At 40.7% G+C, this 14,566-nt stretch carries 15 protein-coding genes and 1 pseudogene; 15 read left to right on the plus strand and 1 reads right to left on the minus strand.

The window, feature by feature from the left end; translation table 11 throughout:
- Positions 1–214 precede the first annotated feature (214 nt).
- Both WMO42_RS11370 and WMO42_RS11375 read left to right on the plus strand, forming a co-directional pair.
- A complete protein-coding gene (locus WMO42_RS11370) occupies positions 215–4,210 on the plus strand; it encodes a M64 family metallopeptidase (RefSeq protein ID WP_349192302.1) in 3,996 nt (1,331 codons plus the stop codon).
- Between the two features lie 54 nt (positions 4,211–4,264).
- Entirely contained in the window at positions 4,265–4,471 is a 207-nt protein-coding gene (locus tag WMO42_RS11375; RefSeq protein WP_055306796.1) for a hypothetical protein, read from the plus strand.
- 68 nt (positions 4,472–4,539) lie between these two features.
- On the opposite strand, the gene WMO42_RS11380 is transcribed toward WMO42_RS11375, so the two are convergent.
- Positions 4,540–4,740, minus strand: coding sequence for a helix-turn-helix transcriptional regulator (locus WMO42_RS11380; protein ID WP_349192304.1), 201 nt, complete (start codon positions 4,738–4,740; stop codon positions 4,540–4,542).
- Between the two features lie 763 nt (positions 4,741–5,503).
- Here WMO42_RS11380 and WMO42_RS11385 point away from each other — a divergent pair.
- The 13 genes and pseudogenes from WMO42_RS11385 to WMO42_RS11445 form a co-directional block, all read left to right on the plus strand.
- Complete coding sequence (locus WMO42_RS11385) at positions 5,504–6,655, plus strand: site-specific integrase (protein ID WP_349192317.1); 1,152 nt, start codon at positions 5,504–5,506, stop codon at positions 6,653–6,655.
- 205 nt (positions 6,656–6,860) lie between these two features.
- Entirely contained in the window at positions 6,861–7,352 is a 492-nt protein-coding gene (locus tag WMO42_RS11390) for a hypothetical protein (RefSeq protein WP_055306795.1), read from the plus strand.
- 449 nt (positions 7,353–7,801) lie between these two features.
- Entirely contained in the window at positions 7,802–8,125 is a 324-nt protein-coding gene (locus WMO42_RS11395) for an LPS biosynthesis protein (protein ID WP_349192306.1), read from the plus strand.
- Between the two features lie 70 nt (positions 8,126–8,195).
- Positions 8,196–8,960 carry a class I SAM-dependent methyltransferase gene (locus WMO42_RS11400; RefSeq protein ID WP_349192308.1) on the plus strand — a complete coding sequence of 255 codons (765 nt, stop codon included), beginning with the start codon at positions 8,196–8,198 and terminating at the stop codon, positions 8,958–8,960.
- Positions 8,944–9,210: pseudogene (locus tag WMO42_RS11405) on the plus strand (HD domain-containing protein); the annotation flags it as partial. The gene WMO42_RS11400 and the pseudogene WMO42_RS11405, both read left to right, overlap by 17 nt.
- 8 nt (positions 9,211–9,218) lie before the next feature.
- Complete coding sequence (locus tag WMO42_RS11410) at positions 9,219–9,590, plus strand: GNAT family N-acetyltransferase (RefSeq protein ID WP_055306792.1); 372 nt, start codon at positions 9,219–9,221, stop codon at positions 9,588–9,590.
- Positions 9,591–9,677: 87 nt separating this feature from the next.
- Entirely contained in the window at positions 9,678–10,391 is a 714-nt protein-coding gene (locus tag WMO42_RS11415) for a lantibiotic protection ABC transporter ATP-binding protein (protein ID WP_055176472.1), read from the plus strand.
- Positions 10,384–11,115, plus strand: coding sequence for a lantibiotic immunity ABC transporter MutE/EpiE family permease subunit (locus tag WMO42_RS11420; RefSeq protein ID WP_090141244.1), 732 nt, complete (start codon positions 10,384–10,386; stop codon positions 11,113–11,115). Before WMO42_RS11415 ends, WMO42_RS11420 begins: the two co-directional genes overlap by 8 nt.
- A gap of 1 nt (position 11,116) precedes the next feature.
- Complete coding sequence (locus WMO42_RS11425) at positions 11,117–11,857, plus strand: lantibiotic immunity ABC transporter MutG family permease subunit (protein WP_055040007.1); 741 nt, start codon at positions 11,117–11,119, stop codon at positions 11,855–11,857.
- 14 nt (positions 11,858–11,871) lie between these two features.
- Positions 11,872–12,534: a response regulator transcription factor gene (locus WMO42_RS11430; RefSeq protein WP_090141246.1), complete on the plus strand. Its 663-nt coding sequence runs from the start codon at positions 11,872–11,874 to the stop codon at positions 12,532–12,534.
- A complete protein-coding gene (locus WMO42_RS11435; RefSeq protein ID WP_349192310.1) occupies positions 12,522–13,898 on the plus strand; it encodes a HAMP domain-containing sensor histidine kinase in 1,377 nt (458 codons plus the stop codon). Before WMO42_RS11430 ends, WMO42_RS11435 begins: the two co-directional genes overlap by 13 nt.
- Before the next feature lie 29 nt (positions 13,899–13,927).
- Positions 13,928–14,092: a hypothetical protein gene (locus tag WMO42_RS11440; RefSeq protein ID WP_318295714.1), complete on the plus strand. Its 165-nt coding sequence runs from the start codon at positions 13,928–13,930 to the stop codon at positions 14,090–14,092.
- A gap of 88 nt (positions 14,093–14,180) precedes the next feature.
- A partial coding sequence (locus WMO42_RS11445) for an isoprenylcysteine carboxyl methyltransferase (protein WP_349192311.1) occupies positions 14,181–14,566 on the plus strand: 386 nt, incomplete at its 3' end.

Raw genomic sequence — 14,566 nt, forward strand, 5'->3', positions numbered from 1 at the left:
TAAATAAGCTATTACATCTTTATGAAGGTGTTTCAGCATTTGGCACAAGGGGTTATCGCAGAAAGACCTATTTTTTGCAATAACTCAAGTAGAAATGAGGTGAATATCGATGATGCAGCAATTGTATAAATTGACATATGTCAAAAATGGGGGTGGGGTAGAAGCCTACTGACCGTGAATGACGCTCAGGAGAGAATGACAAAAGGAGGACTTTATGAATATTATCAAACATAAATATGGCAAACGAACGGTATCTCTGCTGCTTGCGGTAATTTTGGTGCTATGCCCTTTGCAGGTTAGGGCGGCAGATAACAAGCCAACCATCGAAATTGGTGACTACATTCAGATGGGTACTTATGGGGGAGTGCCAATTGTGTGGCGTTGTGTAGCGAAGGATAGCAATGGGCCATTGATGCTTTCGGATAGAGTATTGTGTGATTACATGCCCTATGATGCAAAAACCAACAAAAATGCCGAAACAGGCTCGCACCGGCGCAATAGCTGGAGAGATAATTTTGGTTCTAACCACTGGAGAGACAGCAACATACGTTCTTGGCTCAATTCCAACGCTGAAGCAGGAAAAGTGAAATGGCTTTGCGGAAATCCGCCAACAGAGGATTCTGTCTATCCTAAAACGGCAGCATATGACCAAAAGGAGGGCTTCCTTCGCAGCTTTCGTTCGGATGAGCTGGGAGCGATTCGAACGGTGAAGCAGCGTTCTATCGTTTCCCATCCGGAGTATACGGCAGGTTATATCGACGCAGCCGGTGTTGATCTTCCCTATAACACCACAATTGATACGGTAGCGGATGGGTATGACAGTGCCCATTATGAATATATTTGGGATAGAGTTTTTCTGCTTGATGTTCAGCAGCTCAAAACGGTTAATGATAACCTGAACGGCTACCATATCGCAAAAAACAGAAGCGGTGTAGCATGGAACTATTGGCTGCGTACACCGATTACAACCTGTAACCATGATATGCGATTTGTGACCCCTCAAGGGAATATTTTGCGTGACGCACCCTATAAGGGATATTACGGCGTTCGTCCTGCCTTCTATCTGAATACGGAAAATTACACCGTATCATCAGGCACAGGACAGAGCGCACAGGACCCCTATGTTGTTTCCGCACCGGATGCGCCGGATGACAGCATTGGCATATCCGGCGCTGTGCGAGAGGATGTGAATGGTGACTGGAATGTGAACACGGATGAGTATCTACAGCTGGAGATGAGTACCCTCTACACTGAGGATCCTGCATATGCAAATGTAACCGTACCGGTGTATACAATCCAGAAGCCTCGCAGCGATAAGGAGAACATGGTGATTGTGTACTGCGCCGAGGGCTACACCAAAAGCCAGCAAAAGCAGTTTGTCGAGGATGTAAAAAAGCTGTGGGGGGAGGTATTGCAGATAGAGCCATATCGCAGCATGGCGGATCGCTTTAATGTCTATGCACTCTGCACGGCATCGGTGGATGGCTATGGCGGTACCAGCACATTTTTTGCTGCGACCGCCAAAGGAGGAATTTCTACTAACAAAGGGAACTGGCGCAACCATGTTTTGGAGCGCATCATAGGCCCTGCGTTTATCGAGAAGATTCATGACGCACATATTCCTAATGAAACGCATCCAAACGAAAACACGATGGATCATAATTATAGACAGTATGATTATGTGTATGAAAATATCAACCAATTCGTTGTGTTGGCGAATAGCGGTGAGTATTTCGGTGGCTCTCATGATAATAAACAATATGGTATTCACTATATTGTTGCGTCAGCGAGAAACGCATATTCTGCGTTTACCCAGCGGCATGAACTGGGACACGGTCTGTTACATCTGGGAGATGAATATAATTATAGCACTGTTCCTGTAGATGAGTGGAATTACACTACATCACTGAATATGACTGCAACAAAAGATCCCACGAAAGTGAAGTGGAAGCAGCTGCTTGGCTTCCGTAATACCTATACCTGCCCGCATCTTGACTACTATCCTTTTACCTATAATTCCAGCAGGGATTGTCTGATGCGAGAGACCTTTCAGAATGATTTTTGCGATGTGTGCAAGCTACAGGGCATAAAGGTCATGAGTCAGCTCATTACAAATCCCCCTGCGCTTTATGTGGCTGTTCCTGAGGTGAAAAAGTATATCGGCGGTTACAGAAATCCCACAAAAGATCCTTCTGCCTTTGAGGCAGCGAATTCCTCCGCATATGAGAGCTATCAAAATGACAGGAATAGCCGTCTATTAAGCGGCGGCAGTAAAAACAGCTTTGATTATAGCAGCATGAAGGGGCAGCAGGTTGAGCTGCGCACCATTATACAAAATCTTTCGAATACCCAAGCGAAGACTGTGACCCTGCGCCTGTGGGTGGAACATTCCAACGGCGAAAAAGCGGTCACGACAGATGGGGAGCAGGTTTTCACTACGCAGGAGTTTGACATCCCTGTTTGGAAAGAGAAAAGCAAATTCTGGACAAAGGGTGCGTTGGATTACGAGGGCAGCGACTTTAATTCCGGCCTTGTCAACTGCTCTCTGGTTTACACGATTCCGGAGAATGCCATTCTGCAATCCGGCGATACCATCGGCTTTGAGATTGTAGATCATGCGACAGGCGAGGTATTGGCTGATGATGATACGGAGCAGCAGCGCTATGTCAATGTCACCATCCAATATCAGCTGGAGGATGGCACAGATGTTCCAAACACCATGCCGACTACCTTTACTGTTCCGGTAGGCAAAAAGGTTGATTGGCAGCCGCCGCAGGAACTGCACGGCTACACTTTTGTTAAAGCGGAGGGGATGGAAAATGCTGTCCCGAACAGTGGTATGACGATTCGTTATATTTATAAAAGGTCTGAGGAACGCCCCGAGCCGCCGGTGACAAAAAATTATACGGTGCAATACAATTGGGGCTCTGTATTCCCGACAGGCGCAACGCTGCCGCTAAATAGCAGCTCCTATTCGAGTGTGCAACAGGCGAAAGCGGCTGTGGATAAGAAATATACCTCCACAACACGCATTCAGGCACAAAAGGATGGTAAAAACGGCACATGGGCTTTTTCGGGCTGGGATGCCGGCAACCTAAACGGCACAACCGTGGTATTCCGTGGAAGTTGGAGTTTTACGGCGGATACAGCGCCGATAACGCCTCCGAGCGGTACAGCAAGCTACAAGATTACCGCAACGGCAGGTATCGGTGGAACAATCTCTCCCGGTGGCACGACAACGGTATCTGCCGCAGGTCAGCTTACATATACAATCAAGGCGAACGAAGGATATTATATTGCGGACGTAAAGGTGGATGGTTCGGAAGTGACAGCAACCACAAGCTACACCTTTAGTGATGTGAATACTGATCACACCATAGAAGTTACCTTTAAACAGGAAAGCCAGACACCGGATGTGATTGCACCAAGCATAACCACACAGCCTGGAAATGCGACAGTGAAGGTAGGTGAGACTGCGTCCTTTACCATAGCAGCAAGCGGTACAGATCTTACCTATCAGTGGCAGATAGACAGAAATGATGGGAAAGGATGGGTAAACATTGACGGTGCAACGGCAACGAGCTATACCACATCCACAGTCAATATAAGCTGCAACGGATTTAAGTATAAGTGTGTTGTTTCAAACAGCGCAGGAAACGTAGAGAGTAATTCTGCAACATTGACCGTACAGGATGCGGGCGGTTCCGATAATCCTGACACACCGAATAACACCTATCAGATTATTGATGGAGCAAACAGTAGTTGGACGCATGACAGTGATGGTAATATCACCATCCGGGGTAACGGAGACTTCTCCAAGTTTACCGGAGTTAAGGTGGACGGAAATTTGATAGACAAGAGCAACTACACTGCAAAGGAAGGCTCTACCATTATCACACTGAAAGCTTCCTACCTGAATACACTTTCGGCAGGAAACCATACAGTTGAAATCCTTTGGACGGATGGTTCTGCAAGCACCACATTTACCACCAAAGCAAATATCTCTGATAACAGTAATAACAACCAGAATGATAATAACAATAGCAATTCCTCTGATGACAAGCCATCGAGTGGAACTGATAAGAAGGATGTGACTGCACCTAAAACCGGAGACAACACACCGAGTGTATGGCTGTTTATACTATCAATTCTTTCCGGAATGGGATTGATTATTACCGTAAAGAAACGCAGAGAAAATTTGAATTCATAGAAACGATAGTTAAAAAATAAAACGAGAAAATAACCATGGAGAAGGCGGGCATGTATGTCCGCCTTTTCTTCAAAGAAAACACAACAGGGAGTGTACGCTGCGGAAGAGGCGAAAGAAAAGACACAGACGGAATCAAAGCAGAAGGCGTGTATGGGAATGGAAATGGAAATGCCTGACTCTGCAACTTTTATTAGCGGTGATATTTGTTTTTTCTGTGGCGGGGCTTCTTGGATATGGCATCTTCTATCTGTGTCAGAATGAGAGTAGCAGAAACACGCAAAAAGAATTACAAGGCATACGAGGAGAATCAAAAAAATTGCTGCTCCGACTCAATCTTCCACATGGAATACATCTTCCACCAGCATATTAAAGTACTTTGATATCTGCAGCATAAATTCGGCAGATGGGGTACTGTCCCCACGCTCTATCCTGCCGACAGTTTTGGCGCTGTATCCGATAGCAGCGGCAAGGTCGTTCTGGTAAATGCCACGCTGCTCCCGGATTTCTCTGATATTATTGGTAACCGCCATAAAAATCCCTTCTTTCAGTTCTATAGATATTTTCTTATTGTCATTATGCAAAATAATGTGTCCGATAAAAAGGACTTGCAATTTTATCGGCAATGCTTTAATTGTAAAATTTAACGCCAGAAATTGCCTACTTTTACTCTTACAATCGTGCGTTTACTTTTACAAATCTTGTTTTTTATAGGATAATACTCATATGCTGTCTGACCAGAAAGGAGCAGACCTATGAGTAAACATCTCACTTTAACTGACCGGGCAATTATTGAAAAATATCTCGCCCAGGATATGTCTTTCTCTTTTATTGCTAAAAGACTGAACCGCTCAGCAACCACAATCTCTTGCGAAATTAAGAACCACCGTTGCTTTGTTAACGGTTTCCGGTATACATCGAATGACTGCATTAATTATCGTTCTTGCTTACGCAGAAACATATGCGATCAGGAATCAATTTACACTTGTTCCCATCGTTGCAAAACATGTACGGAATTCCACTGTAAAAGCTTATGTTCACAGTACATTTCTGCACATTGTCCTTTGCTGGATAAACCGCCTTATGTTTGCACTCGTTGTCCAAATGAGAAGACATGCAAAAGAAACCATGCCTACTACACTGCTCATCGGGCGCACGCTGAATACGTCAAAGAATTAAGTTCATCAAGGAAAGGCATTCGTACCAGTCCTGAACGGTTATTGGAACTAAATGATTTACTAATGCCGCTGGTTAATAAAGGACAATCCATCAACCACATATTTGCCACTCATTCCGATGAAATCAGGATTAGGGAAAAAAAGGACGATATATGCGAAATCTCTTGTAACACTTAGGCAGAAAGAAGACGAACTTGTTCGTGACCAGATGGACGGGTTAAATGTATATGTTGCTGGAAGTGCAGATGTAAATTTTTTGTTTGATAGATATATTTCTACCAAGACGGAGTTGCGAAGCACTACAAAAGCAAATTACTTATATACATGGGATCATTTTATCAGGGATACGTTCGGAAAGAAAAAGATTAAGGATGTGAAGTATTCTGATGTCTTATTTTTCTATACGGATTTGATTACGAACAAGGGATTGCAGGTAAATACTTTGGAGAGTATCAATACTGTATTGCGACCTACATTTGAGCTGGCAGTACGAGATGATATTATAAGAAGAAATCCTGTAAATGGAGCTTATGCCGAGGTGAAAAAAAGAAACGGTGGTGCTAGAAAGAGTCGAAGAGCACTGACAGTAGAGCAACAGAGAGAATTTATTGATTATGTTGCAAAGAATCCGTTTTTCTTCCATTGGTATCCGTTTTTTGTATTTCTGCTTGGAACTGGATGCAGAATCGGTGAGGCAATAGGCATCAGATGGGACGATGTTGATATGAAGAAACGAACAATCAATATTAACCATAGTCTTACTTATTACACAAGATCTGACAATTCATTTAAGTGTGAGTTTCGGGTTTCAGAACCTAAAACAGAAGCAGGAATAAGGACAATTCCAATGATGGGACCGGTGTATGAAGTGCTCAAGTCTGAATATCAGCGTCAGCAGGAAGAAGGTTTTTGTGTTGCAGAGGTTGATGGAATGACAAACTTTATATTTACTAATCGGTTTGGAAATCCACATAATCCGCAGGCAGTAAATCGTGCAATCAAGAGAATCATTGATACTCATAATGCCGAAGAAGAGGTAGAGGCAAAGAAAAAGAAGAGAGAACCTATAATGTTGCCCAGGTTTTCATGTCACATTTTTAGACACACATTTGCTTCGAGGTTTTGTGAGAACGAAACCAATGTAAAAGTTATTCAAGAAGTAATGGGACATGCAGATGTCAGCACAACCATGAACATTTATGCGGAGGCAAATCCAGAGGTTACTAGAGAGGCTTTGGAGAAACTTGCCAAGAACATGGATGTATTTTAGAAACAACGATATAATATAGAAAAGAGTCCTCTGATTTGAGGACTAGGCAATTGACCAAAAAAATTTAATATGACTAATATATGACCAAAAAAGACTGCAAATTTGGTTATTTTAGTACAGCTTGCTAAAGAAAATATTGTAATGATTTAAAGAAATGTAAATCATCTTACAGCTCTTTACAGCAGGAGCGAAAAAGCTCCCGACGATGAAGTCATTAGGTTCAGACAAGAGTGCTGCAAAGGCTGAAAAGAGTACTTCTACAGAAGCAGCATCAGACGGCAATAATAATGGTTTCTTTACAGCTAATGATAAGATTGATTTTTCTAATGTTAAGGTAGAGCCATTATTTGAAGAAGCTGTTGACTTTGATACATTTTCTAAGTCAGATTTCAGGGCTGTTAAGGTTAAGGAATGTGTTGCAGTTCCTAAGTCAAAGAAGTTACTTCAGTTTACTTTAGATGATGGAACAGGCACAGACCGTACAATCCTTAGCGGAATCCATGCTTACTATGAGCCAGAAGAACTTGTTGGAAAGACACTTATCGCTATCACAAACCTCCCACCTAGAAAGATGATGGGAATAGAATCTTGTGGTATGTTACTTTCAGCGGTAAACAATCTTAAGGATTCAGAGGATGAAGAGCTTCATCTTCTTATGGTTGATAACCACATTCCAGCAGGTGCGAAGCTCTATTAAGATGAGAAACTGAGCCTTGCGGCGGTGTGCACTTGCAAACACCGACATAAGGCGAAAAACGCAAGGAGACGCCAGTCGACGTGATGTAAAGATGTACCGTTTTACCAAATAGACGGGACGTACTTCATTTGATAAAAAACTGAAAAAACAGCGATTTACATCAAACTTACATCATTTGATGCAAAATTAAGTGCAAGCAAGAAAAAATCGCATAATTTGGAACATCAGCAGGAAAACAAGCACGAGCAAAGCGAGTATTTGTTTTCACCTGATGTGACAACGACAAAATCAAGGAGTGCGAAGCACGGCAACGGCAAAGCCGTTGGATTTTGGAGTGATAAATGAGTGGGCAATTCCAATCGGGATTGCCCATTTTTAAAATGAATGGAAATGCAAATAGGAATTTATCAGAAAATGAGGAATAGTTGAAATGGAGGCGCTATAATAACATGAAGATTGAAGGGAACCAGAAAGAACTGGATGCAATGGTAGAATTTCATAAGGGAAACCGTGTCGAGGGACTGAGACTGCAACAAGAATTTGCAGCGGAATTTCGTAAGGAGTATAAAGACAAAGATCACTGTCCTTGCCTGAAAGCCTGTCGTTATCACGGAAACTGTAAGGAATGTGTAGCAATCCACAGAGCGCATCAGGAACATATTCCTAATTGTATGCGACCATTGATTAATAAAAAATTGAAATTGATGTCAGAATTAACAGAGCATACCTTGGCAAATGAAATAGAAGCTCCACATGAGATTTTAAGAAAATAGGCAAGTCAAATTCCCGTTTATTGGGAAGTCGCAGAGAACGAAAAATCGGAAGTTTACAGCGAGGTGAAAGATGTTGAATTATGTAGAATATGGAAAAGAAAACAAATATGATGATGATATATTTTTTCAAAAATACAGTCAAATGAGTCGCTCACAGCAGGGACTAGCCGGTGCAGGAGAATGGGAAACATTGAGAAAGCTGCTGCCGGATTTTAAAGATAAGCGTGTGCTTGATTTAGGATGCGGCTATGGATGGCACTGTATTTATGCGATGGAACACGGAGCGTCTTCTGTTGTAGGTGTTGATATTTCTCATAAAATGCTCGAGGTAGCCAAAGAAAAAACACATTTTCCACAGGTTGAATATAAATGCTGTGCTATAGAAGATGTGGAATTCCCAGAGGAGAGTTTTGATGTAATATTAAGTTCACTTGCGTTTCACTATGTAGCAGATTATGAGATTTTAGTAAAAAAGATATATAGAATACTGAAGTCTGGTGGTAATCTAGTTTTTACGGTTGAACATCCTGTTTTTACTGCCTATGGAACACAAGACTGGTATTATAACAAAAAAGGAGAAATACTGCATTTTCCGGTGGATAATTATTATTATGAGGGTAAACGAACAGCTGTGTTTTTGGGAGAAAAGGTTACAAAATTTCATAGAACACTGACCACATATCTAAATACACTGCTTTCAAATGGTTTTATAATAAATCATATTGTGGAGCCGCAGCCGCCGGAAAACATGATGGATATTCCGGGGATGCAGGATGAAATGCGCCGTCCCATGATGCTGATTGTATCGGCGAACAAAAATTGCTATACTACATGATATTGGTGCGGTTGAAGCACAAAAAAAATACGGTTCTATTGATGGTGTCTATCAAGAAAAGGAAGGACCAGAAGTAGCGAAAGAAATATTAAAAAAGGTAGGCTATAACAAAAATATTGATAGAATATGCTTTATAATAGGCAACCATCATACTCCATCTAAAATTGATGGACTTGATTTTCAAATACAATGGGAAGCTGATTTGCTTGAAAATTTAACGGTTATGGATAAAGAAAAAGAACAGGAAAAATTCCCATTATGACCATGGGACCGATCTGTATTGCACCGGAGCTTAAAAGTAAGGGGTATGGAAAGATTTTACTGGATTATTCTCTGGAAAAAGCAAAAGAGCTTGGATGCGGAGCAGTATGCTTTGAAGGGAATATCGATTTTTATGGAAAAAGCGGATTTAAACAGGCAAGCGAGTTTGGCATCCGCTATCATGGATTGCCGGAAGGCGAGGATGCATCTTTCTTTCTGTGCAAAGAACTGATACCGGGATATCTTAATGGAATTACAGGAGAGTATGCACCTCCGGCAGGGTATCTGGTAAATGAAAAGGAAGCAGAGGCATTTGATAGAGAGTTCCCGTATATGGAGAAGAAAAAACTTCCGGGGCAGATTTTCTAAAATGTAGCAATCTTCATCAAATCTTTATTTTTCCCTGATAGATTATATTTCAGTAAGAAATGAAATATGGAAGGAAGGATAGTAAAGATGGAAATGATGTTGCAGACACAAAATTTATGTAAATATTTTAGAAAGCAGAAAGCGGTAAATAATGTTTCACTTAATATAGAAAAGGGACAGATTTATGGACTGCTTGGACCGAATGGCGCTGGTAAATCTACCACATTGAAAATGCTGACCGGTATGATGAAACCCACTGCAGGAAAGATTTACTTTGATGGAAAACTTTGGGATAGGAAAGATTTATCAAAAATAGGAGCGTTAATTGAGAATCCGCCTATTTATGAAAATCTTTCCGCCAGAGAGAATTTGAAGGTAAGACAATTATTGCTTGGTACAGATGAAAACAGAATTGATGAGGTCTTGCAGATTGTATCACTTACAAACACCGGAAAGAAGAAAGCAGGACAGTTTTCTTTGGGGATGAAGCAAAGACTAGGCATTGCAATGGCATTGCTTGGAGAACCGGAACTTTTGATATTGGATGAACCTACGAATGGATTAGATCCAATAGGCATCGAGGAATTACGAGAGCTGATTAGGTCTTTTCCGGAACAGGGAATCACTGTAATTCTCTCCAGTCATATTCTCTCGGAGGTACAGTTACTTGCAGATAAAGTCGGGATTATTTCAGGTGGAATCTTAGGATACGAAGGAGCATTAAAGCAGGGAGATAATCTTGAAGATTTGTTTATGAATGTGGTAAGAAAAAACCAGAAAGCAGGTGAAATCCATGGTTAATATTATAAAAGCAGAACATCAAAAAGCCAAAAGAACCATGCGAAAAAAGTTTATCTGGGGATTTCCTCTTCTTACATTTGTCATGGCATTTATATTTACTCTTGGGATGACAAATGCTTATGCAGAAAGTGTTTGGAACTGGTGGTATACACTTTTGCTGCCGGGGATGATTGCTCTATTTTGTTATCTTTCTGTGGCGCAGGAGAAAAAGATAAAATACTATCATTTAATGACTATTCCCACAGACAGAAGAAAATTGTTGCTGGGGAAAATTATTTATATTGGGTACATGATTTTGTTTTCTAATGTGATTGTGTTTGCAGGAGCAACGCTTGGAGGCTTTCTTCTAACGACACATGTTCCAGTGAAAGGAGCGTTGATTGCAGTATTGTTTCTGACGGTTTCTGAGTTATGGGAGATTCCGGTAGCTTTATTTTTAAGCGAACGATTTGGAATGATTGTAAACCTGTTCGTCTGCCTATTTATTACCGTCAGCGGTGTGCTAATATCACAAACCAGAATCTGGTATGTACTTGTTTCTGCAATCCCTATGCGAATGATGTGCCCGTTGCTTCATGTTTTACCAAATGGACTTGCCGCAGAAGCAGGGAATCCTTTTTTGGATACGGGAGTCATTGTTCCGGGAATGTGTCTCTCAATCATCTGGTTTGTTTTTGTAACGGTTCTGTTTTTGAAATGGTTTGAGAGAAGAGAGGTGAAATAAGATGATTGGAAGATCTCTTAATGCAGACTTGCGAAAGATGAAAGGAACATCTGTGATTCTGGCACACTTACTGATTCCGATTATAACCAGCGTTATATTTTTAATATATTACTTTTTTTCACCATGGAATGAAAATATGAAAGTGATTGCATTTTATCAGGCAATAGGAGCAGGACTTCCGGTACTTATTGGAATTTTTACAGCAAGTGTGATGGAACAGGAACAAAATGCAGGTAATTTTCAAAATCTGTTGTCTTTACCAGATAAACCTGCAGCATTTTTATCGAAACTGTTGATGCTACTGGTTTTGTGTCTGTGCTCTATCCTATTGACAGCAATCATATTCGGAATTGGATTTGGAAGAATCGCATCAAGCGATATCGAAATCATGAAAGGATGTATATTTGCAGCATTGCTGCTGTGGGGAAGCAGTGTTCCACTTTATCTGTGGCAGCTGATTCTGGCTTTTCAGTTTGGAAAAGGGGTATCCATTGGAGCAGGGATTATATCAGGACTAATTAGTGCATTGATGCTTACCGGACTTGGAGATTATGTGTGGAAATATGTATTTGTCTGCTGGACGGGTAGAGTACCATATACTTATCTGCAATCTGTATTGGGAGAAACTAGTGTAGGTGAATGGTTGTCATTCATACCAGGTTGCTTAATATTTACAGGGATTAGTATGGTATACTATTTTTGGTGGGTAAACCACTGGGAAGGAAACAGAATATCGGAATAGAATCGAGGGAAACTATGGCAAAAATACTGGCAGTTGATGATGAACCGGCAATTTTGGAAATGATAGAAAGCATTTTGAATAAGGATGGACATCTGGTTACCAAAGTAAGTAATCCACTAAAAATTAATATGGAAGAATTACATCGTTATGACCTGATTTTACTGGACATTATGATGCCTGGAATTGATGGCTTCGAATTATGCAAAAGAATTAGGAGACTTGTGGATTGTCCGATTTTGTTTCTTACGGCAAAAACGGAGGAAAACAGTCTGGTAAACGGACTTTCTTTAGGAGCAGATGATTATATTTCAAAGCCATTTGGAGTGATGGAACTTCGGGCAAGGATCAACGCGCATCTTAGAAGAGAGCACAGGGAACATTCTGTCCGGATGGTTTTAGGGAGAGTCTGCATTCAGATGTCTCAAAAGAAACTATTGGTTGATGATAAAGAACTTCCTCTTACGAAAGCGGAGTACGAAATTTGTGAATTCCTGGCTAAAAACAGGGGACAGGTTTTCTCGAAAGAACAGATTTTAGAAGAGGTCTTTGGTTTTGACAATGAGAGTAATGACAGTACTATAATCACGCATATCAAAAATATAAGAGCAAAATTTGCGGATTATGATTATATGCCGATAAAAACAGTCTGGGGGATTGGATATAAATGGGAAGAGTAAAGAGAAGCAATGCACTCAGCAGGATTTTTATGAGATATGTACTGGTCATGCTTGGATCATTAGTAGGTTTGGTGATTGTTGCTTGGCTGCTGCTGTGCCTTTTGATTAGTGTGGGCTGTATTTATCCGGCAAATTATGCAGAGCAAAAGATTAATGAAGCATATGATACGATTCTACGTGCAGATAAAGTGACTGCTGAGATGATTCCCGCACCTTGTGATTATGTAATCTTTTCAGAGAATGGAGAGAAAATAGGTGGAGATCTGTCAGAGCAATACGAACAGATAGCATGGAATGTTGCAAAGCACGGAAACGCATCCGGGAAATATTTTTATAAAGTAATTGCAAGGGAAAATGAATATGTTGTATTGCAATATCGCCTGACACCTCAATATCATTCAGCTTTTTTGAGGGAGCATTTTATAGGACCACAGAATGTGATGAGTATTATGTCTGTGATTGGAGCGATAGCGATTATCATCATTCCGTCCATACGTTTTGGAAAAAGAATCAAAAAGCAGATGCAGCCTGTATTAGACGCAATCGGACAAATAAAGGATCAAAATCTGGAATATGAGACATCCTGTTCCGGTATCAAAGAGTTTGATGACTGTTTATCGGCAATCGATGATATGCGAGATGCATTGCGAGAATCTTTAGAAAAGCAGTGGAAAACAGAGCAGGAAAAGAAACAGCAGATGTCTGCTTTGGCGCATGATATTAAAACACCTCTTACGATTGTACGGGGAAATGCAGAACTACTTTCAGAGACTGAACTGACCACAGAACAGAAGAAAAATATCACTTATGTTTTGAACGGCACAACACAGATACAAAGTTATGTAAAACAGTTGATAGATGTCACAAAATCATGGAATTGCAGTGATGTTACCTATACAACGGTGAGGTTAGAAGATTTTTTCGCAGATATAAAGGAACAGGCACTCGGACTGGTAGAAATCTATCACCAGAAGATAGATTGGAAGGCGGAACAAAGTGATAAAAAGGTAACAATTGCTTATGATCCAATGTTCCGGGCCGTAATGAATGTGATTCAGAATGCAGTGGAGCATACAAAAGAAAATGGAATCATTTATATTGACGCAAAGGAGCAGGATGACCGGCTGACATTCATTGTGGAGGATAGCGGATCAGGATTTACAAAAGAAGCATTATTGCATGGCACAGAGCAGTTTTTTATGGATGACACAAGTAGAAATGGCAAAGCCCATTATGGGATTGGGCTTTTTTTCGCAAAAACTGTGGCTGAAAAATATGGCGGAGGGATTAAACTTTCAAGTTCTGAAAATACAGGTGGGGCGAGGGTAGAAATATTTTTCCTGAGTAGTCAGGAAACACGCTAAATAGACTGCAATTAAGCTATGTAAAAGAAATGGAAGATACTATCACAAACCGAATGCTTCACTGGTCTTATACACCTGAACAGAAAGAGAAAGTGAAGAAGGCACTTGCCGCAGGAGTTACTAAGTCAACGATTCTTACTTACTTCTATCCGGAGGTTACTGTGGAGAGGATGAGTTTATATCGGAAGAAGTAGTAAATGTTATCGCATAGACACAGGATTATGTTATACTGTGTCTATGCGACATTAAAGAAACTTACAAATCGTTGTTTGGAGGTACACGATGATAATAAAAATTGTTACACTTTCACTGATGGCAGTGTTTTACATCTGCTATTTTGCAAAGCTGATTAGTCAGAAAAAGCAAGGCATAAAGACAGACCAATTAGGAAAAGGAAAAGAGGGATTTGTCAAATTTATAGAAGTAGCTCTTAAAATAATCACATATTTGCTTCCTGTAATACAGATTATCAGTATTGTGTTTTATTCGGGAACAGCACATATTGTGTTGCAATTTACAGGAGTTGTAATAACAATGTTCGGTGTACTTGCTTTTATTGTTTCTGTTACACAGATGAAGGAGAATTGGAGAGCAGGTGTGCAAAAAGAAGAAAAGACCAATTTGGTAACAACGGGCATCTATTCTATTAGCAGAAATCCTGCATTTTT

Source organism: Lachnospira sp. CLA-JM-H23, assembly GCF_040096425.1.
GTDB lineage: Bacteria > Bacillota > Clostridia > Lachnospirales > Lachnospiraceae > Lachnospira > Lachnospira rogosae.

Bases quoted from the DNA above. Each gene is read 5' to 3' on its own strand.
- WMO42_RS11420 (WP_090141244.1), top strand. From the start codon at position 10,384: ATGGTTAATATTATAAAAGCAGAACATCAAAAAGCCAAAAGAACCATG.
- WMO42_RS11415 (WP_055176472.1), top strand. From the start codon at position 9,678: ATGGAAATGATGTTGCAGACACAAAATTTATGTAAATATTTTAGAAAG.
- WMO42_RS11375 (WP_055306796.1), top strand. From the start codon at position 4,265: ATGTCCGCCTTTTCTTCAAAGAAAACACAACAGGGAGTGTACGCTGCG.
- WMO42_RS11395 (WP_349192306.1), top strand. From the start codon at position 7,802: ATGAAGATTGAAGGGAACCAGAAAGAACTGGATGCAATGGTAGAATTT.
- WMO42_RS11410 (WP_055306792.1), top strand. From the start codon at position 9,219: ATGACCATGGGACCGATCTGTATTGCACCGGAGCTTAAAAGTAAGGGG.
- WMO42_RS11390 (WP_055306795.1), top strand. From the start codon at position 6,861: ATGAAGTCATTAGGTTCAGACAAGAGTGCTGCAAAGGCTGAAAAGAGT.
- WMO42_RS11430 (WP_090141246.1), top strand. From the start codon at position 11,872: ATGGCAAAAATACTGGCAGTTGATGATGAACCGGCAATTTTGGAAATG.
- WMO42_RS11425 (WP_055040007.1), top strand. From the start codon at position 11,117: ATGATTGGAAGATCTCTTAATGCAGACTTGCGAAAGATGAAAGGAACA.
- WMO42_RS11440 (WP_318295714.1), top strand. From the start codon at position 13,928: ATGGAAGATACTATCACAAACCGAATGCTTCACTGGTCTTATACACCT.
- WMO42_RS11380 (WP_349192304.1), bottom strand. From the start codon at position 4,740: ATGGCGGTTACCAATAATATCAGAGAAATCCGGGAGCAGCGTGGCATT.
- WMO42_RS11435 (WP_349192310.1), top strand. From the start codon at position 12,522: ATGGGAAGAGTAAAGAGAAGCAATGCACTCAGCAGGATTTTTATGAGA.
- WMO42_RS11370 (WP_349192302.1), top strand. From the start codon at position 215: ATGAATATTATCAAACATAAATATGGCAAACGAACGGTATCTCTGCTG.
- WMO42_RS11385 (WP_349192317.1), top strand. From the start codon at position 5,504: ATGAAATCAGGATTAGGGAAAAAAAGGACGATATATGCGAAATCTCTT.
- WMO42_RS11400 (WP_349192308.1), top strand. From the start codon at position 8,196: ATGTTGAATTATGTAGAATATGGAAAAGAAAACAAATATGATGATGAT.